Source organism: Mesorhizobium sp. M1182, assembly GCF_040318335.1.
Classification (GTDB): Bacteria; Pseudomonadota; Alphaproteobacteria; order Rhizobiales; family Rhizobiaceae; genus Mesorhizobium.
Genome location: NZ_JAMYMD010000010.1, coordinates 73,497 through 91,824, shown reverse-complemented (window position 1 = coordinate 91,824; position 18,328 = coordinate 73,497). Strand labels below are relative to the sequence as shown.

At 63.7% G+C, this 18,328-nt stretch carries 21 protein-coding genes and 2 pseudogenes; 11 read left to right on the top strand and 12 right to left on the bottom strand.

What is annotated here, in order from left to right:
• Positions 1-4 precede the first annotated feature (4 nt).
• The gene (locus NKH33_RS14785; RefSeq protein ID WP_352920272.1) at positions 5-934 is read left to right on the top strand and encodes a LysR family transcriptional regulator; all 930 of its coding nucleotides are present in this window, start codon (positions 5-7) and stop codon (positions 932-934) included.
• Positions 935-972: 38 nt separating this feature from the next.
• On the opposite strand, the gene NKH33_RS14780 is transcribed toward NKH33_RS14785, so the two are convergent.
• Both NKH33_RS14780 and NKH33_RS14775 read right to left on the bottom strand, forming a co-directional pair.
• A complete protein-coding gene (locus tag NKH33_RS14780) occupies positions 973-1,743 on the bottom strand; it encodes a slipin family protein (RefSeq protein WP_023680344.1) in 771 nt (256 codons plus the stop codon).
• Positions 1,740-3,131, bottom strand: coding sequence for an NfeD family protein (locus NKH33_RS14775; RefSeq protein WP_352920269.1), 1,392 nt, complete (start codon positions 3,129-3,131; stop codon positions 1,740-1,742). The genes NKH33_RS14780 and NKH33_RS14775 overlap by 4 nt, the downstream gene beginning before the upstream one ends.
• A gap of 88 nt (positions 3,132-3,219) precedes the next feature.
• Between NKH33_RS14775 and NKH33_RS14770 the strand changes: the two are divergent.
• Positions 3,220-3,346 (top strand): annotated as a pseudogene (locus NKH33_RS14770) (HAD family hydrolase); the annotation flags it as partial.
• Positions 3,347-3,420: 74 nt separating this feature from the next.
• Here NKH33_RS14770 and NKH33_RS14765 read toward each other — a convergent pair.
• From NKH33_RS14765 to NKH33_RS14750, 4 genes and pseudogenes are all read right to left on the bottom strand, one after another.
• Positions 3,421-3,702: a hypothetical protein gene (locus NKH33_RS14765; RefSeq protein WP_352579469.1), complete on the bottom strand. Its 282-nt coding sequence runs from the start codon at positions 3,700-3,702 to the stop codon at positions 3,421-3,423.
• A 75-nt stretch (positions 3,703-3,777) separates the two neighbouring features.
• On the bottom strand, positions 3,778-4,368 hold the full coding sequence (locus NKH33_RS14760; RefSeq protein ID WP_352579470.1) for an RES family NAD+ phosphorylase: 591 nt from the start codon (positions 4,366-4,368) through the stop codon (positions 3,778-3,780).
• Positions 4,369-4,716 (bottom strand): antitoxin Xre/MbcA/ParS toxin-binding domain-containing protein, encoded by a 348-nt coding sequence (locus NKH33_RS14755; protein ID WP_023680350.1) that lies wholly within the window; start codon positions 4,714-4,716, stop codon positions 4,369-4,371. It abuts the gene before it with no gap.
• Between the two features lie 145 nt (positions 4,717-4,861).
• Positions 4,862-5,059, bottom strand: a pseudogene (locus NKH33_RS14750) (pseudouridine synthase); the annotation flags it as partial.
• 134 nt (positions 5,060-5,193) lie between these two features.
• Between NKH33_RS14750 and NKH33_RS14745 the strand changes: the two are divergent.
• Positions 5,194-5,703, top strand: a complete 510-nt coding sequence (locus NKH33_RS14745) for a hypothetical protein (protein WP_352920266.1) — start codon at positions 5,194-5,196, stop codon at positions 5,701-5,703.
• 260 nt (positions 5,704-5,963) lie between these two features.
• Here the strand turns inward: NKH33_RS14745 and NKH33_RS14740 are convergent, their stop codons facing one another.
• A complete protein-coding gene (locus NKH33_RS14740; protein WP_352920263.1) occupies positions 5,964-6,728 on the bottom strand; it encodes a pseudouridine synthase in 765 nt (254 codons plus the stop codon).
• Positions 6,729-6,843: 115 nt separating this feature from the next.
• Between NKH33_RS14740 and NKH33_RS14735 the strand changes: the two genes are divergently transcribed.
• Entirely contained in the window at positions 6,844-7,434 is a 591-nt protein-coding gene (locus NKH33_RS14735) for a DUF922 domain-containing Zn-dependent protease (protein WP_352834109.1), read from the top strand.
• A 46-nt stretch (positions 7,435-7,480) separates the two neighbouring features.
• Here the strand turns inward: NKH33_RS14735 and NKH33_RS14730 are convergent, their stop codons facing one another.
• A complete protein-coding gene (locus NKH33_RS14730) occupies positions 7,481-8,224 on the bottom strand; it encodes an SDR family oxidoreductase (RefSeq protein ID WP_352834112.1) in 744 nt (247 codons plus the stop codon).
• Positions 8,225-8,508: 284 nt separating this feature from the next.
• Here NKH33_RS14730 and NKH33_RS14725 point away from each other — a divergent pair, with 284 nt between their 5' ends.
• The 5 genes from NKH33_RS14725 (at position 8,509) to NKH33_RS14705 (ending at position 13,480) form a co-directional block, all read left to right on the top strand.
• Complete coding sequence (locus NKH33_RS14725; protein ID WP_352920260.1) at positions 8,509-9,132, top strand: NAD(P)H-dependent oxidoreductase; 624 nt, start codon at positions 8,509-8,511, stop codon at positions 9,130-9,132.
• An 876-nt stretch (positions 9,133-10,008) separates the two neighbouring features.
• Positions 10,009-10,431, top strand: a complete 423-nt coding sequence (gene arsC / locus NKH33_RS14720) for an arsenate reductase (glutaredoxin) (RefSeq protein WP_352920257.1) — start codon at positions 10,009-10,011, stop codon at positions 10,429-10,431.
• A 69-nt stretch (positions 10,432-10,500) separates the two neighbouring features.
• Entirely contained in the window at positions 10,501-10,833 is a 333-nt protein-coding gene (locus NKH33_RS14715; RefSeq protein WP_352920255.1) for an ArsR/SmtB family transcription factor, read from the top strand.
• A gap of 50 nt (positions 10,834-10,883) precedes the next feature.
• On the top strand, positions 10,884-12,260 hold the full coding sequence (locus NKH33_RS14710) for an FAD-dependent oxidoreductase (RefSeq protein ID WP_352920252.1): 1,377 nt from the start codon (positions 10,884-10,886) through the stop codon (positions 12,258-12,260).
• Positions 12,257-13,480, top strand: a complete 1,224-nt coding sequence (locus tag NKH33_RS14705; protein ID WP_352920249.1) for an MFS transporter — start codon at positions 12,257-12,259, stop codon at positions 13,478-13,480. The genes NKH33_RS14710 and NKH33_RS14705 overlap by 4 nt, the downstream gene beginning before the upstream one ends.
• Before the next feature lie 24 nt (positions 13,481-13,504).
• Here the strand turns inward: NKH33_RS14705 and NKH33_RS14700 are convergent, their stop codons facing one another.
• Together NKH33_RS14700 and NKH33_RS14695 are read right to left on the bottom strand one after the other, a co-directional pair.
• Complete coding sequence (locus NKH33_RS14700) at positions 13,505-13,729, bottom strand: hypothetical protein (protein WP_031213090.1); 225 nt, start codon at positions 13,727-13,729, stop codon at positions 13,505-13,507.
• Between the two features lie 230 nt (positions 13,730-13,959).
• Positions 13,960-14,325, bottom strand: coding sequence for a VOC family protein (locus NKH33_RS14695; protein WP_352472157.1), 366 nt, complete (start codon positions 14,323-14,325; stop codon positions 13,960-13,962).
• A 144-nt stretch (positions 14,326-14,469) separates the two neighbouring features.
• Here NKH33_RS14695 and NKH33_RS14690 point away from each other — a divergent pair, with 144 nt between their 5' ends.
• Both NKH33_RS14690 and NKH33_RS14685 read left to right on the top strand, forming a co-directional pair.
• Positions 14,470-14,781, top strand: coding sequence for a hypothetical protein (locus NKH33_RS14690; protein WP_352472155.1), 312 nt, complete (start codon positions 14,470-14,472; stop codon positions 14,779-14,781).
• Positions 14,782-14,825: 44 nt separating this feature from the next.
• Entirely contained in the window at positions 14,826-15,701 is an 876-nt protein-coding gene (locus NKH33_RS14685; RefSeq protein ID WP_352920246.1) for a sigma-70 family RNA polymerase sigma factor, read from the top strand.
• A 188-nt stretch (positions 15,702-15,889) separates the two neighbouring features.
• On the opposite strand, the gene NKH33_RS14680 is transcribed toward NKH33_RS14685, so the two are convergent.
• Positions 15,890-17,047, bottom strand: a complete 1,158-nt coding sequence (locus NKH33_RS14680; protein ID WP_352920244.1) for a sulfite oxidase — start codon at positions 17,045-17,047, stop codon at positions 15,890-15,892.
• A gap of 592 nt (positions 17,048-17,639) precedes the next feature.
• Positions 17,640-18,284, bottom strand: coding sequence for a hypothetical protein (locus NKH33_RS14675; RefSeq protein ID WP_352770568.1), 645 nt, complete (start codon positions 18,282-18,284; stop codon positions 17,640-17,642).
• Positions 18,285-18,328 lie beyond the last annotated feature (44 nt).

Below are 18,328 nucleotides of genomic sequence, written 5' to 3'. Positions count from 1 at the left end.
CCTGATGCAGCAATCGCACGAACCGGCAGCATTGGTCGAAATGGCCGCCTTCGCGGCCATCGCCGAAGCACGCTCCTTCACCAGGGCGGCCGCTCGCATCGGCCGCGACGCGACGATCCTGTCGCGGCGCCTTGCCTCGCTGGAAGAGCGGTTGGGCGTGCGCCTGCTGCACCGGACGACACGAAGCGTGTCGCTGACCGTGGCGGGTTCGGAATTTCTCATCCGGGTCCGCGCCATCCTGGCTGCGGTCGACGAGGCCGAGGCTGTCGCGTCGGCGCATGCCGGCGGCGGGCCGCGCGGCGTGCTGCGGCTGGCGCTGCCCGGCTCGTTCGGGCGCATGTGGATCGGCCCGCTGCTGCCCCAGTTTCTCGCCGAATTTCCCGACGTTCGTATCGAGGCCGAGTTCTCCAACCGCTTCGTCGATCTCGTCGCCGAGAATTTCGATGTCGCCGTGCGTCTCGGCGCGCTGGAGGATTCGCGGCTGGTGGCGCGCAAGGTCGCTACACGCCGGCGGCTGCTGTGCGCCGCGCCGTCCTACCTCGCCCGCCGGGGCACGCCTACTGCGCCGGAGGCGCTGCTGGAACACAGTTGCCTGGGCTTCTCGGGTTTCCAGACCTTTCCGGCCTGGGAGATGACCGACAGTTCGGGCCGTCGCGTCAGTATCGAGGTCTCCGGGCCGCTGGTCACCGATGATGCCGAGGTACTGGTCGAAGCCGCCGTGCAAGGCGTCGGACTGATGATGAGCACGGATTGGCTGGTCGGACGCGAGCTCGCCGACGGCCGTCTGGTGCCAGTGCTGGAGGACTGGACGCTTGCCGACGAGGGCGCCGTCTATGTCGTCATGCCTTCGGCCAAGGGGCAAGCCGCCAAGACACGTGCCTTCGCCGACTGGATCGGCAAACGCTTTGCGCCGGTCCCGCCGTGGCGGAGGTGAGGGTGCTGATCTCCCCCTCGAGGGGGGAGATTATGCGCTCAGCCGCCTCCGCCTCCACCACCCTGCTTGATGAAATGACCGAGCAGATCCATCGGCACCGGAAACACGACCGTCGACGAGCGTTCACCGGCGATGTCATGGAGAGCCTCGAAATAGCGTAGCTGCATGGCCTGCGGTGCTTCGGCCAGCATCTTGCCGGCCTCGACGAGCTTTGCCGCCGCCTGCTGTTCGCCGTCGGCATTGATCACTTTCGCACGCCGCAGCCGTTCCGCCTCGGCCTGCTTGGCGATGGCGCGGACCATGTTCTCGTTGAGGTCGACATGCTTGATCTCGACATCGGAGACCTTGATGCCCCAGGCATCGGTGCGCTGGTCGAGAATCTCCTGGATATCGCTGTTGAGCTTGTCACGTTCGGCCAGCATTTCATCGAGCTCATGCTTGCCGAGCACCGAGCGTAACGTGGTCTGTGCCAGCTGGTTGGTGGCGGTCATGAAGTCTTCAACCTGGATCACCGCCCGCTCGGCGTCGACGATACGAAAATACAGCACTGCGTTGACCTTCACCGAGACGTTGTCGCGCGAGATCACGTCCTGCGGCGGGACGTCCTGGACCACCACTCGCAGGTCGACCTTCACCATCTGCTGCACGAAGGGGATGAGGATGATAAGGCCGGGGCCCTTGACCCCGGTGAAGCGGCCGAGCGTGAAGACCACGCCGCGCTCATATTCCCGCAGGATGCGAATGGCCGCGGATAGGAACATGACCACGACGAGCGCTGCTGCCAGATAGGCCACATAACCGATGATCATTGCCTTGCTCCATCGCTTCTCACATTGCGGCGCCGTATCGTCAGCACAAGATCCCTGACATCGGCCACCTCGACGCTGTCGCCCACTGCAAGCGGTTCGTCGGCTTTTGCCCGCCAGCGCTCGCCCCGGGCGAGCACGTGGCCCTCGCTGCCCTGCCAGTCGAGAACCTTCGCCGGCAGCCCCTGCATGGCCTGTGCGCCAACACGCGGAACGTTCTTGCGGGCCGCCCACAGATAGCTGCCGGTCAGCAGCGCCAGGCCGAGCGTCAGGACGGCGGCGGTGCCGATAACGGCCCACGACATCTCGAAGCCGGGCCCCTCGATCCTGAGCAGCATGGCTGCGCCCAGCAGAAACGCAGCCACGCCTCCCAGCCCAAGGACCACAGTCGGGTTCAAGGCTTCGACGACCAGGAAGATGATGCCAAGCAGCATCAAGGCAAGGCCGGCATAGCTGATCGGCAGGAGATTGAGCGCATAGAGTCCGAGCAGAAGGCAAATCGTGCCGATCACGCCGGGTGCGACCGCGCCCGGGCTCGTGAATTCGAAGACGAGGCCATAGACGCCGACCAGCATCAGGATGACGGCGATGTTCGGGTCCGTGATGACGGCGAGAAGCCGGATGAGCCAGCCTGGTTCGAGCGTTTCGACCGGCAGCCCCTTCGTCGCCAATGCCTCTTTTTTGCCGGCGATCTCGACGGTCCGGCCGTCGGCCAGTTGAAGCAGTTCGGGGGTGTCACGGGCGACGAAGTCGATGACATGCTGCTGCAGCGCCGCGCCGGCCGACAGGCTGGCCGCCTCGCGCACGGCCTTTTCTCCCCATTCGGCATTGCGGCCGCGCAATTCAGCCAGGCTGCGGATCAGGGCAACGGCATCGTTCGTCGCCTTGGCGATCATCGCATCGCCCGCGGGTGCGTTCTTCTTGTCCTTGTCCGCCTCCGGGCCATCGTTCTTGCCGCCGGGAAACGATGGCAGCGGCCCGCCCATCTCGATCGGCGTTGCCGCGCCCAGATTGGTGCCGGGCGCCATCGCCGCCAGATGGGTGGCGTAGAGGATGTAGGTTCCGGCGCTCGCCGCGTGCCCGCCGGCGGGCGCGACATAGCCGATGACGGGAACCGGCGAGGCGAGAATGCCGGCGATCATCTCGCGCATGCTGGTGACCAGCCCGCCGGGCGTGTCCATCTGCAGGATGAGAGCCTGGGCATTTCGGTCCGCGGCCACCGCCAGTGCTTCCTCGAGCTGCCTGGCACTCGCCGGACCGATGGCGCCGTCTATCTCGACGCGCAACACAATTTTCTCCCGGCCGTCCGCCTCTCCGGTTGCTGAAGAGGGACAAACGGCCGCAACAGCCACGAAAGCCGCGGCAAGCAGGACCGCACGCGCGAGTTTCACGCTCAAAGCTCCACATCTAGGAATATGGGCTGGATTTTGCCGAAATCCATGACGCGGCGCGCGGCGGGTGACGCATCGCACGGTCCTGCTGGATGTCGGCCTGCTCAGCGGCGGCTACGGCACCGTAGAAGCTCCGCCAATCGGGCACGTTCCGCGTCTATGAAGATCCCGACGACATGCTGCGCCATGTCGACGAAGTCGGCGGCCGCACATGAAGGCGACCGGCGGGCTGTCGCCGTCATTCGATCACACCTATGTTTTGCGCATTGGAGCCATCTCTGGCGGGCTTCTATTGCGCGGCGTCCTCCTGGATTGTCTGTTCCTGGATTCGGGCGGGTGCCCCGAGACACTGATCGTAGCCGATGGTGCAATTATTCAGACATTCGTTGCGCCCCTGGATGGATTTGACGCTGTTGTAGTCGATCGGCACAGCCTGGCATTTCTTCTGGCACGCCTGGTCCTTCTCGGCGCAATTCGTGCCGTGGCCCTTAGGGTACTTCTTCGTGGTCGCTTCAGCGTTCAATGGCAAGACGGCCAGCAGCGCCAGCAGCGTCGGTATCAGTCGGAGCATACGCATGGATCCTCCCTTGCGCGTTAGACCTCTGCACTTGGAGGCAATGTTAGCGCGCCACTTCCGTTGGCCGCATCACCCGTGCGGGGGATGGATGGCAGCGGGGCCGCCGCTAGCCCAGGCAATTTCCCCGTGATCGGTTCTGATCGTCATCGCTCCGGCCGGCAGCCGATCACAAAACGCGACGACGTTCAGGCAATCATATCGCGCGCTGGGCACGATCAGACCGTCATAATCGAGGAAATGCGCGGCCTCGCCGATGTCTTGCGACCTCGGATATTCGGCGTGCTTTTCCTGATACGAAAGCTGCCCGTAGCGCGCGGTGTCGAGGCCAAGGGTCTGCAAGGCTGCCAGGTCGAGCAGTCTGAGCGTCCGGTCCAAAGCAAGATCGATCTCGAAGAGATTGTATCTGACGCGCGAAGGGATCACTGGCTGCCCCCGCGTCAGGTGGAATCGCATCTCGCTCAAGGCACCTTCGCGCTCTTGCGAGGTGTAGAGCACGTCGAACGTTCCATCGTCCCAACGGCCGCCGGAGCTCGAGCACTGGATCGGGCTGCGGCCCTGGCGCACCACACGCCAAACCGTCCCGGAGTATTCGACCGGAACCATTTCCTCGATAGCATCGATGAGCCGACTGTCTCGTCTCATCCGCCCGGCGATCGCCAATTACAGAAAGACCTCGTTCTCAAGCCGGTCGATGACTTTGAGCACGTCGAGGGCGCGGTCGTCGTGAATGAGATCTATCGCCCTTTCACCGTTCAATTGCGGGTGGCGAGCGTAAAGCCAGGTGCGGATATCGCTTGGCTCGTAGAATTCCTGCAGTCGGCCGACGATATAGTGCAGGTCCGACAGAATGAGCTCGCTGCGCGGCTGGGGCTTGATGTCGCCGGCCTTCCACCTCGAAACCGTGGCCTTGGACACGTCGGTGATGTTTGCAATATCGGTTCCCTTGAGGCCGCCAAACGTACCCAATTCGTCCAGGAACCTGGGGACCGCCCGCAACGCCGTGCTCATGCTTTTCTCTCCGGCTGCCGAGCCACTTCGCGTCGGACCAGCCCTTCAATTGCGCTGTCGCATTTCGGTTTCATAAAAGGAAAATATGAAACAGGAATGTTAATGTCAATCACCCGTTCGGTGCGAAGGCCCTGGAGCCAGCACTTCAGGCCTGAAGCAGCGCCAGCTCTTCGGCGCTCAGATGGCGTGCCTTGCCTTTGGCAAGCTCGCCGAGCTGCAATTGGCCGATCGCCACCCGCACCAGGCGCAGCACCTCGATATCGTGGGTGGCGAGCAGCCGGCGGATGTGGCGGTTGCGGCCCTCGTCGAGCACGATCTCCAGCCAGGCGGTGCTGGTGCCGCTTCCACTCGATCGAAAATCAATCGCCTGAATTGCTACAGCGCCCTGTCGCCGGTAATGCCACGGGACAATTTGTTTTGTATAGTCCTTGATGCCACGTGGCCGACGATGGTTCGATGACTTGGGAAGGGAAGATCATGCGAAGCGGATTGGCGAAATTCGTCGTGGCGGGTTGCGTCGCCGCTCAGGTCGTCCTGCAAGCGGCGCAGCCGGCGTTTGCCGCGCCGTGCGGCTGGACGGCGAAACTGGAGGAAGAGGAGGGCGGCAAAGTGCTGATGGCGTCGGTCTGCGGCGGATCGAATGGCGGCGCCCAGCTGACGCTGGCCTGTTTCGGCAAGCCGACGCTGAGCTATGATTTGGGCGACAGCGGTCCGCAACTGGAACCCGGCATCGCTTCGTTCGCGTTCAAGGCCGGCGGCAAGGCGGTGACCAAGACGCTTCAACTCGAAGAAATGTACAACACCTTCACCGTGGAATTGAGCAGCACCGACCCGCTGTTGGCCCTGCTGCGCTCCAAGGGCGAGGTCACGGTCGCCTCGGGCAAATATGGCGAGAACAGCTTTCCGCTTGCCGGCTCATCCGCCGCCATCGGCAAGGTGCTGGCCCAGTGCGGCAAAGCCAAGGCTCCTTCCGACAATGAAGATTGATGAACCCCTCACATTTCGGTTTGAATCACGCGAGACCATCGCCAGGCTTTGATCGATTTGTTTGTCCCGTCGGTTGGCCAGCTCCCATGCCCGCCCAAGAATCGCTCAAGATTTTTATGCAGAAAATCAAAGCCGCCGGCTGCGATCTGTGGTGTGCTGACGGATGTAATACCGACAGAGATTGATATCCGCCGCGCTGCTTGTTGCGTTACTTGGGCTTCGACTGGCAGCTGGCTGACTGTCGAGTCGCCGCCAGCAGTTCAGGCCTGAAGCAGCGCCTGCTCTTCCGCCCTCAGATGGCGTGCCTTGCCTTTGGCAAGGTCGCCGAGTTGCAGAGATCCGATCGCGATCCGTACCAGGCGCAGCACCTCGATATCGTGGGCGGCGAGCAGCCGGCGGATATGGCGGTTGCGGCCCTCGTCGAGCACGATCTCCAGCCAGGCGGTGCTGGTGCCGCCGCGCAGCAGCTCGATCGAGCGGGCTGTCAGCAATTCGCCGTCGACGGTCGCGCCGGCGCGCAACCGCGCCAGCATGGCCTCGTCGGGCAGCGCACCGATCTGCACGTGATAGGTCTTGGCGACGTGCGAGGCGGGGTCGAGCAGGCGCTGCGCGAAGCGCGTGTCGTTGGTCATCAACAGCAGGCCTTCGCTCGCCTTGTCGAGCCGGCCGACCGGCGAGACGAAAGGCAGGTCGAGGCCTGCCAGGCAGTCGTAGACGGTGCCGCGGTCCTGCGGGTCGTCGCGGGTGGTGACCAGCCCGCGCGGCTTGTTGAGCATCAGATAGACCTTGCGCTCGGCGGCGACGCGGCGGCCGTCGACCTCGATGCGATCGCGGCCTGGATCGACGCGCATCGAGCCGTTGCGCACGATCTTGCCGGCGACCCGCACACGCCCCTCGGCAACCAGAAGCTCGGCCTGCTTGCGCGAGCACAGGCCAAGCTTCGACAGCGCGCGACAGAGGCTGACGCCGGGAGGATTGGCTGCGGGGGCAGGGCGTTGCCGGGCAAGGTTCGGTCGTGGCGACATGGCGTTGTCTGTGGATTCTTGTATACGAGCATCCCACTATAGCCGGCCGCCGGCTATGTCCACGGAAGGGAACTGCATATCGTTTGCGTCGTGCGCAGCGGCTGCGAGGACTTGCATGAAAACAGCCGTTCGCCTTTGCCTGCTGCTCGCCTTCCTGCCGACATCGCCGGCGCATGCCGGCTGGCAGGCGGTCGAGAAGGTCGAGACCTATGCCATCTCAGGGCAATCCGGGCCGGAGCTCTATGCCTCGATCGGCGGGCGCGGGCCGCTGCTCGGCGAGCGCCGCGTCATCGCGCATACCAATTTCAAGCTGACCTGGGTGAGGGACTACCAGCCGCAAGGCGACGCCTGCGTGCTGGTGTCGGCGCGACCGAAGCTGATCATCACCTACACCTTGCCGAAGCCGGCCGCGCGGCTGCCGGGCGCAATCCAGAAGAACTGGGAGGTTTTCGCAGCCGGCCTCGCCGCCCACGAGAAGGTGCACGGCGCCAGCATCGTCGACATGGTGCACAAGATCGAGGCGGCCACCATTGGCCTGACCGTCGCCGATGACCGTGGCTGCAGCAAGATCAGGATCGAAGTGACGAGACGGCTCGCCGGAATCTCGCAGGCACAACGGCAGGCGAGCCGCGATTTCGACCGGGTCGACTTCGGCCCGGGCGGCAAGTTGCGGCAGCTTGTGTTCACGCTGATGACCGGCGGATGACGCTGCAGGGCTGCGGGGGCGGCGCAGGGTACCACCTTTGCGGCCCTCACGCCTGCTCGGTCGGATAGAGCGTCAGGATGTTGACGTTGACCCGTGGCGGCTGGCTCACCGCATACAGGATGGCGGCGGCGATATCCTCGCTTTCCAGCTGCTCCATGTCGTCCAGCCTTTGCTCGACCGCCTGGCGCACATCGGCACGCATATTCTGGGTGAACTCGGTCTTGACGGCGCCAGGCTCGATGCAGGTGACGCGGATGCCATCCTTGCCGATCTCGCGGCGCAGCGATTCCGCCATCGCGCTCACCGCGTGCTTGGTGCCGGAATAGACCACCGAAGGGTGGATGTAACGGCCGGTGCCGGACGAGACCACGACGATGTGGCCGGCGCCTTGCCGCTGCATCGACGGCAGTGCCGCATGGATCGGATAAAGCAGGCCCAGGATGTTGACGTCGACCATCCGGCGGTATTCTTCCGGCGTCGTGTTGCGGAACGGCGCGGCGACGCCGACCCCGGCAACCGCAAGCAGCATGTCGAGCCGGCCGTACTCCTGCTGGACCCGCTCGACCATCGCCGTGGCTTGCGCTTCGTCGGCGACGTCGACGGCAATCGGCAGTGCCGCGCTGCCGGTCTCACGGATCCGCTTCGCCAGATCGTCCAGCCGCTCGGCGCGCCGCGCGGCAATCGCCAGCGTGGCGCCCTCGGCCGCCAGCGCCAGGGCGGTGGCCTCGCCGATGCCGGAGGAGGCGCCAGTCACCAAGGCGATCTTGCCGCTCAGTTTTCCTGTCTGCATGTTTTCTCTCCTGACGCTTTGGACACGCCGTGAAGCTAGGGCGCAGGCTTTCGGGCAACAATGCTGATCGAAAACCGAATCCACCGTTAGGGTTTTGGCCCCAGCAAGCCCACGTCTGCGCACGAACGGGCCTTGACGCGACCGGAGGTGTTGCGTCTTGATATGGGGGCTGCGGGGCTTCGCATGAAAACAGCTGATCGACTACGTCTGCGGGTGGCTTGTTTGCATGCGACGCTTGCATGCACCCCCGCGATCCTCTCGCGACCGACAGGTCTGAGCGCCAGATGAAGGTCCTCGTCGTCCATTGCCATCCCTGCGCCGACAGCTTCAGCGGCGCCGTGCGCGACACGGTGCTGGAGACGCTTGCCGAAAGCAGACACCAGGTCCACCTGCTCGACCTCTATGCGGCCGGCTTCGATCCGGTCATGCGCACGCAGGAATGGCGCGGTTACCACGACAAGGCGGCGAACCTGCAACCGGTGCACGAACATGCGCAGGAGCTGCTCTGGGCGGAGGCGGTCGTCTTCATCTATCCGACCTGGTGGTATGGCCTGCCGGCGATGCTGAAAGGTTGGCTGGAGCGTGTGCTGGTGCCGGGCTTCGCTTTCGAGATGCCGACGGCACGACGCGGCCCGCGGCCCAAATTGCGGCACATACGCCGGGTGATGGCAATGACCACATGTGGCGCCACGCCGCTGATGTCGTGGATCATGGGACAGCCCGGCCGGCGGACCCTGCTGCGCGGCTTCCGCTCCGTCTGCCATCCGCTGTGCCGGACCAAATTCCTGGCGCTCTACCGGATGGACAGCGTCTCGGCCGCCGGACGCCAGGCGCATTTGCAGCGGGTCAGAAAAGCGGTTGCCGGCCTTGGCCGCGCTGATGCGGTCGCCACCATAGTGCCTGGCTGATCAGCCGGGTGGGCCGTCGCCGGCGCGGGCAATCGCTTTGGACGGGCGATTGCGCCAGGTTGGTGTTGGGGACGGCCAGTTATCGAAGTAGGCGCCGCCCCTCTGGCCCTGCCGGGCGTTTCTCCCCGTAAACGGCAGGGCAATCGAATATGGACTTGACGGACCCACCTACCGAACGCTGCAACGCCTGAAACGAAAAACCCGCCTCGGAGGCGGGTCGTTGGGAGCCAATTAGCACCATACCCAAACTAGTAGCATAGCTGCCGGCACAAAGCAAGAACAAAATACGCCGTGGCGATAGAAAATCCGAATTCCTGCTCGTCCGAGGTCGCTGCTCAGAACGATTGCAAACTCGTATTCCTTCGCCCCACTTGGCATCTCCCGTAGGGGCAGGGCAAATCGCATGTGGATTCTTACGAAGAAGGGACCCCCACCCCTAACCCCTCCCCACAAGGGGGAGGGAACGCTGCCGCGTGCCTTTACTTCCCCTTGGCGCCGAAAAGCAGGCAATTTGCCGAGGTCGGCGCCGACGGAAGTCTCCCTCCCCCTTGTGGGGAGGGGTTAGGGGTGGGTCCTTCGTAGAGCGAAAGCGTAGAGCGAAAGCCTCCGCTTTCCATCTGCGATAGCCCTGCCATAAACGGGGAGATAGACCCGGCCGCAACGCTGGCGCCATGCTTGCAACGTTGGCGCTTTGCGAAATTGTCGAAGGCAGCGTCCCTCGCTCCGTCTACAACGACGCCAGCAAGCAGGCATGGGGCGGCGCAAACCCGTGAAGTAAGGGGCTGATTCAACTTTTCTAAAGCGATTGCTCGCCATGGCCTTTGCAGGGTGGCTGCTCGCCGAACCAAAACAGATCGGACAGATGAAGGCCGCGCAATGACCGTCACCATCTACCACAACCCCGATTGCGGCACCTCGCGCAACACGCTGGCCATGATCAGGCAGTCCGGCGAGGAGCCTGAGGTGGTCGAATATCTAAAAAATCCGCCGTCGCGCGAAAAGCTCGTCGAGCTGATCGCAGCGATGGGCATGACGCCGCGCCAATTGCTGCGCGAAAAGGGCACGCCCTATGCCGAACTTGGCCTGGGCGACCCGAAGTGGAGCGACGACGAGATCCTCGATTTCATGCTGGCGCATCCGATCCTGATCAACCGGCCGATCGTGGTGACGCCGCTCGGCACCATGCTCGCCCGACCCTCCGAAGCCGTGCTCGATATCCTGCCCAATCCGGATATCGGCCCGTTCACCAAGGAGGACGGCGAGGTCGTCATCGACGCCAGCGGCAAGCGCGTCGCCTAGATATCGGCCTATTTCGATTTTTGTCGAAATCCGCTTGACGTGCAGCGATTCTGGAAATAGCTTATTTCCATGAGACTCGAAAAAGCAGCCTTGCAACTTGAAGCCCTCGGCAACCCGACGCGGTTGCAGCTCTACCGCACCCTGGTCCGGGCGGGCGATGAGGGGCTTCCGGTCGGGCGCATCCAGGACAGGCTCGGCATCGCCGCCTCGACGCTGTCGCATCACCTCAAGCGGCTGGTCGACACCGGCCTGGTGACGCAGGAGCGGCAGGCGACGACGCTGATCTGCCGGGCCAACTATCCCGCCATGAATGGGCTCATCGGATACCTCGCGGACGAATGCTGCGCCGACGCCACCTGTGCGCCGGCATCGGCGGAAGCGACGGCCAAGACGGCGGCGTGATTTTTTTGGCACCATAATTCGAAATTACCGGAAGGATGGAAGATATGGAAATGATCGAAAAGCTCCCGGTCGCGGTGATCGGCGCCGGGCCGGTCGGTCTGGCGGCAGCGGTCCACCTCATCGCGCAAGGTATTCCTGTCAAAGTCTACGAAGCCGGCAATACGGTTGCATCCAACCTCAGGGATTGGGGCCATGTCCGGGTGTTCACGCCCTGGCGCTATTGCGTCGATCAGGCGGCTAGAAACCTGCTCGAGGCGCATGGCTGGCGGATGCCTGAGCCCGAGGCATTCCCAACCGCGGACGACCTCGTCGCTGATTATCTCGAGCCGCTTGCAAAGCTTCCGCAATTGTCGCCGTCGATCGAAACCGGCGCCCGGGTCGTCGGCATTTCGCGCTGGGGCGCCGACAAGGTGCTGAGCAAGGGACGCGAGAACCGGCCGTTCATGCTGGCGGTCGAGACTGCCGATGGTACAAGACGCGACAGCGCACGTGCCGTCATCGATGCTTCGGGAACCTGGCAGATGCCGAACCCGCTCGGCGCCGGCGGAATTCCTGCAGAAGGCGAGGCCGAATTTGCCGACCGCATCGCCTACGGCATCCCCGATATTCTCGGCCGCGACCGCAGCCTTTATGGTGGGAAGACGACGCTGGTCGCCGGCTCCGGCCATTCGGCCGCCAATGCGGTGCTGGATCTCGCCAGCCTGGCAAATGTGGAGGCCGGCACCGCTTTCATCTGGACAACGCGCGGCACCGACCTGGTGCGCATCTACGGTGGCGGTGATGCCGACCAATTGCCGGCACGCGGCGAACTCGGCGCCGAAGTGCGCGAACTCGCCGAGAGCGGCGGCGTCAGGCTGGTGACGGGCTTTGCGGCTGTTTCGATCCGCGATGCCAACGGCCGGCTGGTCGTCGAAGGCCAGACCAGGGACGGTTTGCAGGCGCTTGGCCCGGTCGACCGCATCATCGCCGCGACCGGACAACGCCCGGATCTGTCGCTGACCCGTGAGCTTCGGCTCGAGCTCGATCCATGGCTGGAAAGCGTCAAGGCACTGGGACCGTTGATCGATCCCAACGAGCATTCGTGCGGCGACGTGCCGCCGCACGGCCACCGTGAGATCAGTCATCCAGAGCAAGGGTTCTATACGGTCGGCATCAAGAGCTATGGCCGCGCGCCGACCTTCCTGCTGCTGACCGGCTATGAGCAGGTCCGCTCGGTCGCGGCGGCGATCGCAGGAGACATGGTGGCGGCCGACAATGTCCAGCTTGTGCTGCCCGAGACCGGCGTCTGCACCGTGCCGCGGATCGGCATTGCCGACAAGGGTTGCTGCGGCGGTCCGGCGCCGGCAGTGGTGGATGCGTGCTGTGTCGCCGACGCCAAGGCGAAGGCGGTCGGCAAAGGCGGCTGTGGCTGCAGCGTCGCGGCATGAGTTTTTCGCCGCCTTCGCCGGCCATCGTGCGCAGCCGCGGCGCGATCATCACCGCGCTTGGCCTGACGCAGATCATGGCGTGGGGGTCTTCCTACTATCTTCCCGCGGTCATCGCGCCGGCAGTCTCCTCCGATACCGGCTGGCCGCTGGCATGGGTTGTCGGCGGCCTGTCTCTCGGCTTGCTCACGGCAGGATTGATCTCTCCGCGCGTCGGCTCGTCGATCGAGCGGCATGGCGGCCGCAACGTTCTGGCGTTCAGCGCCGGATGCATCGGGCTCGGCCAGATCGGGCTGGCTCTTGCCCCTAATCTTGCGGCCTATATCGCGGCCTGGCTGGTCATCGGCCTGGGCATGGGGGCAGGGCTCTACGATGCCGCTTTCGCGACGCTTGGCCGCCACTACGGCCAGGGCGCGCGCTCCGCCATCACCATGCTGACGCTGTTCGGCGGCCTTGCGAGCACCATCTGCTGGCCGATCTCAGCCTTGCTGCTGGGGGAGGTCGGCTGGCGCGGCACCTGCCTGGTTTACGCCGCCTTTCAGCTGGCAATTGCGCTGCCGCTCTATCTGGTGATCCTGCCCCGGGAGCCGCCGCAACCGGCAGTCAAACCGGGAGTGAAGAAGGCGGCACCCATTCTCGACAACCAAGCCGATCCGTCGATCATGATCGTTCTGGCCGCGACCCTGACACTCGCAGCGGTGATCTCGTCGACACTATCGGTGCATCTGCTCACAATCCTGCAAGGCAGCGGCATGGCGCTTGCCGCAGCCGTCGGGCTCGGCGTGCTGGTTGGTCCATCACAGGTGGCGGCGCGCGCGATCGAGATGATGATCGCGCGCTACCACCATCCGATTTTCACCAAGTTTGCCTCGGTTACGTTTGTGGCGATCGGCGTTTCGACGCTCTGGGCCGGCATGCCGATCATCCCGCTGGCGCTCGGTTTCTACGGCGCAGGCATCGGCCTCGAATCCATCGCCCGGGGAACGCTGCCGCTCGCGCTGTTCGGCTCGAATGGCTATGCGAGACTGATGGGCCGCCTCGCCATGCCGAGCCTGATCGCCCAGGCGGCGGCACCCTCGGCCGGCGCATTGCTGCTGGATCGCTTCGGCCCGCACGGGACGTTGGCCGCGCTTTCCGGCCTGGCGCTGGCCAACGTCATCCTCGCATGCGGCTTGGGCTGGCGGATGCTCCGCCGGCGGCAATCGCAGGTTCAAACCCGATAGGATTTCGACCTGCGTTCGGCGCCTTCAACTGGAGAGCGGGAGATCTTCCAAGGGATCGACAAGGAAAGACGCGGCGATCAGATCGTCCGCATCGAGGCGCAGTGAGCCTTTGGCGCCGCCCATAATGGCGGCAACCTTTTGAAACGTCTTGATCTCATGCTCGGTAATCTGGGCACTTTGCATTCTGGATTTGAGGTCAGCGACGCGCAGCCCCAAACTGTGGGACATTCCGATTTTACGGTTCGACATGGTAAGATGCTCCTCCCCGGCCCATGTTTGTTTTGCCACCCGCCCTTATTCGTATTTCCTCCGCCTGCCTAAATATGAGGCATCGCGATACAGCGCCCGAACGCCCGATGCAAGGGAAGGTTCCGGCGCGCAGCGGTCACGAAATAATAATAGGTAGGAAGCACGGCCGATGGTCCGGCCGGAGGTAGGACTTAGGTACGACGCCCCGCCGGACAGAGGGCTCCGGTGGCTTAGCGGCTGGCGAGGACCATGCGGTTGCCTTCGCTGTCGCGAAACTCCGCCACCGTGCGCCCCGGCTGCCACGGCGCCTCATGCGGTTCGGTGACGATCTCGACGCCGTCCTTCTTCAGCGCCGCGATCATTGCCCCGACATTTTCGTCGACCAGCACCAATACGGGCTCCGCTCCGGGAGCGTCGTCGGCGCGCCTGACAAAATGCAGGTTCGTCACGGCATGCGGAAATGCCAGCTCGATCCAGCGCCAGCCGCCATCACCCATCTTCTGGTCGGCCATGACCTGGCAGGCGAGATGCCTGGTGTAGAACGCCTTGGCGCGGTCCTGCTCGAACACCGGAAGCTCGGCAAACTGGATATGCATGATCGTCTCTCCTGCTTGATGGCTGCCGCGCAGCCGCCCACGCGGGAAAGACGATGCGGGCAACCGAAAAGATTCGTCGGCAAGGAGAATCTTTTCAGCGCAGCCGGTCGTCCTTCGTTCATACCAACCAGTCAGGAGACGACGATGGACTACGCGCTCATTCGATACGGTGTGAACCAAGCCGACCTGGCAGATAACCGCGTGCTGGTCGAAAAAGTATTTGAAGCGCTGGGCGAGGCGGCACCGCCGACGATGTGCTATCTTGTGCTCGAGCTGGACGACGGCTCGTTCGTCCACATCGTCGGCCAGGACGGCGATTCGTCGGCGCTGACCGGGCTTGCCGCCTTCAAGGCATTTGCGGAAAACCACGCCCAGCGCCGTTCGACCCCGGCAATGCGATCGCCTGTCAAAGTCATCGGCAACTATCGTATGCTGGCGGATCAGAAAGCCGGGTAGCGCCCGCCATGCCGCTCGCGCAGAAATGGGACGCTACGCCGAAAATGAACAGGGCGACTTTGGAGGTGATGCTCGTCGGGTTGCGGCCAAGGCTGCATCGCTACTGCGCGCGTATGGCCGGCTCGGTGATCGACGGCGAGGACATCGTCCAGGAGGTCCTGATCAAGGCGCTGCAGGCGATCGACGGGGGTGCGATCGTCGAACGTCCCGAGCAATGGCTGTTTCGCATAGCCCACAATGCCGCGCAGGATCATCTGCGGCGGCGCAATCGGGAAAGGTCGCGCATGACCGAGGCCGACATGAGCGTGATCGAGGATCCCTCCGGCAGCGCCGACAGCCGGCTCGCCGCCCAGACCGGCCTGCGCTCCTTCATGCAGCTTTCGGTGCCGCAGCGCAGCGCCGTGATCCTGGTCGACGTGCTCGGGCTCAGCCTGCATGAGACCTGCGAAGTCACCGGCGCGACGCTCGCCGCCACCAAGGCCGCGCTGCATCGCGGGCGGGCGCAGCTCAAGTTGCTGGCGCTGCAGCCCGAACAGGCGCTTGCGCCGAGGCTCGACGCCGATGACGAGCGCCGGCTGCGGCGCTATGTCGACCTGTTCAACGCGCGCGACTTCGACGCGGTCAGGGCACTGATCGCCGAGGACGTGCGGCTCGACGTCGTCAACCGCGTCCGCCTGCGCGGCAAGGCCGAGGTGTCGACCTATTTCGGCAATTATGCCCGTATCAGCGACTGGACATTGTCGCTCGGCTTCGTCGACGACAGGCCGGCGATCCTGATCCGCCACCCGCAAGCGGCCGACGGCGCGGTGCGCGGCTTCATGCTGGTCGAGTGGCGGAACGATCAGGTCATCCAGATCCGCGACTTCCGCTATGCGCCCTGGTGCCTGGTCGACGCGGAGATCAGGGCCGTGGAGGGGTGAGGAGAGCGCTGGAAATGGTGCGAAATGGCGATCAGGCAGCCTCCTGCTGTTTGACCTAAACGCAATTGCCACATGGCAGCACGTTCTTAGAGCGGTTCCGGTTCTCTTAGAACCGGTAACTCGCTCTAACTATCTGTTTTGCCGCATTTATGCGGACGCCACATGACTCCATTTGGCGGCAGAATCCTCTAGCCGATACGCACGCGGCGCGTCACTTGGCCATTGCTTTCCCAGTATGTGTGTTTCTTGGCTATCAAGGGATCGTCCATCGCCGGTTGAATTTGTCCTGTGGTGCTGACCGCGCGCGAGGTCACGGTGTGTTCTCCAGGAGAGGGATTTGCCCAAGCCAGGGACCATATTTGCCAGGCGTGTTCGGCCTCCTCACTGTGGTCAATGGTCGCTGGTGTCCAAGGCCCTTGATCGATTTGCACTTCGACCCGGTCGATCGGCGCCCCCCAGGCTGCCCCAACGATGCGGTAATCTGAATCTTTCCGGGTAACCTTCGCAGGCGCGGACTTTATCAGCGCTCGCCCGACTGACGTCTCGGCCCATACGGTCTCGCCGTTGTGGTCCTCCTCCCGGATGGTGACATAGTCACGGGCCATCAGAAGGCTCATGAACCGCGTATCGCGAACCTCGATGCGCTTTAGCCACTTGACGTTGGCGATCCCGTACCAGCCTGGCGCAATGAGCCGTACCGGGAAGCCATTGGGCGCCGGCAAGGCGGCCCCGTTCATTTCATAGCAGAGGAGATTGTCGGGGTTCATCGCGTCGGCGAGCGACATGCTACGAGCGAAGTTCTGCTGCATCTTGACGTCGCGTATCGGGATCTCGCCTGTGTCGGTACCGAAAAAGACGACCTCGATGCCCTTCTCCAGAACGCCAGCTTCCTCAAGGATCGGGGCGAGCGGCGTCCCTGCCCAGCGAGCATTGCCGATGCCGCCGGTGAAAAAGGGAAACCCGTGGTTGCCCGAGCATTCCACTGTGAAAACGACCTCCTGCCGCGGTCGCGCCCTGATGTCGGCGAGCGTTAACTCGAGGGGCTTCTTGACCAGGCCTCCGATCTCCATCGACCATGTCTTCTCGTCGATCGTTGGTCGGTTGAAATGCGAGATGCTGAAGAACTTGTCGTTTGGCGTTATCCAGCTATCCAAATCCTCCCAGACAAGCTGCTTCTGGATACCCACCGGATCGGGATTTTCGGTCGGCTGATCCAGCCATCGAATAACTTCCTCGTTCGGCCGTGTTGGAAAAGCGTAAGCCCGGCGCGAGGTATAGAGAGCAGCAATTGCGGCAAGAGCCGCGCTTCCTTGAACAAGAAGTTCTCTGCGCTGAAAATCAGGCATGTTGTTTACCTCCCAGTTGATCCGGAACGGGCTGCAACGTGCCTTAGGCCGTAGCCTGATCACGGATAGGCGACACAATGTGAGGTCTGCCCACCCGGAAGTATCCGGGTAGGTCAGATAATCACCGACGCAAGTCAAGCATGTGAAGCGTTGCACGAAACGCCAGCTCGCGTTTCGCATGCTAAGAGTGCGCCTTTGAGAAGGAACTGTCCACAACTTGGACGGGACATGATGATGATTGCAGCATTCCATGCCGATTTCCGGTCCTGCCAAAATCGTTGCTGCTCTGATCGCTGCCGAACGCCCGCTTCTGGGTCATTTCCGGACCTTCGCGGGTTCTCGTCGAACCGGTGTTTCCTGCCGGCCCGTGGGTTGGCCGGGCGGCCGGCATCGCCCTGATTGCCTGGGGCACCGCAACGCTTTTGGTCTGACGACCAGGGCCGCCTCGAATGTCGCATTTGCAGGAGGAGGGCGGGCCCGGGCGGCACATCAGAACCAATCTGCATAACGAGGTGGCCAGCAAGCAGGCCGCCTGGCTCGGGCGCGGCAGATCATTCACACGTGAACCATTCGCCAACCGAGCGGGGACACCCTAATTGGTGGTGACTTGCGTCACCGCCACGCCGGTTATCCTGCCGTTCCCGGCTGTGTAGGTGAGCGTCTGCGTGACCGTGGTGTCCTTCTGGTCGGGAGACGAAGGAGGATAAGAGGCGGCGAAGCCGAAATGGCCGTAACGATCGGGCTTGGCGGCGCCAAATTTCGCGGCCACGTCGCTCAGCGGCGCTCCGACGCCGGGCGTATCGAGTTCAATTGCTGTCAGGCTGGCAGGTGCGCCGGCGCATCCTTCCGGCACCTTGCCTTCCGGGTTCGGCTGCAGGGCGACGGACAGGACACCGTGGTCGGAGCCGCCCATCTCGCCGGAGACGAACCAGAAGATCGACGGCGATCCGCCGGCGTCGGGGCCGGCATAGCAAAGCCAGTGGCGTGAATCTCCGGCGTCGCCTTCATCGTGCATCGCTCCGCCGAAGGCTTTTTCGACATCGGCAAGCGTGGTTTCCTCAAGCTTTATCTCCAGCGGCCCGGCCTTGACCTGCTTGAACAGCGGGCTGGCCACCGGCGAGTTGATATCGCCCAGGGATGGAATCGCCCGGTCCGGGTTGAGCGGCTTGGCCAGCGTCGTTGCATTGGTCACCAGTCCGGCAACGATGAGGGCGAAATATCCGGCGTTCTGTCCCATGCCGATCTCCTGTCGTTCGAAGTGAGGGCGGAAGGATTTGCGAG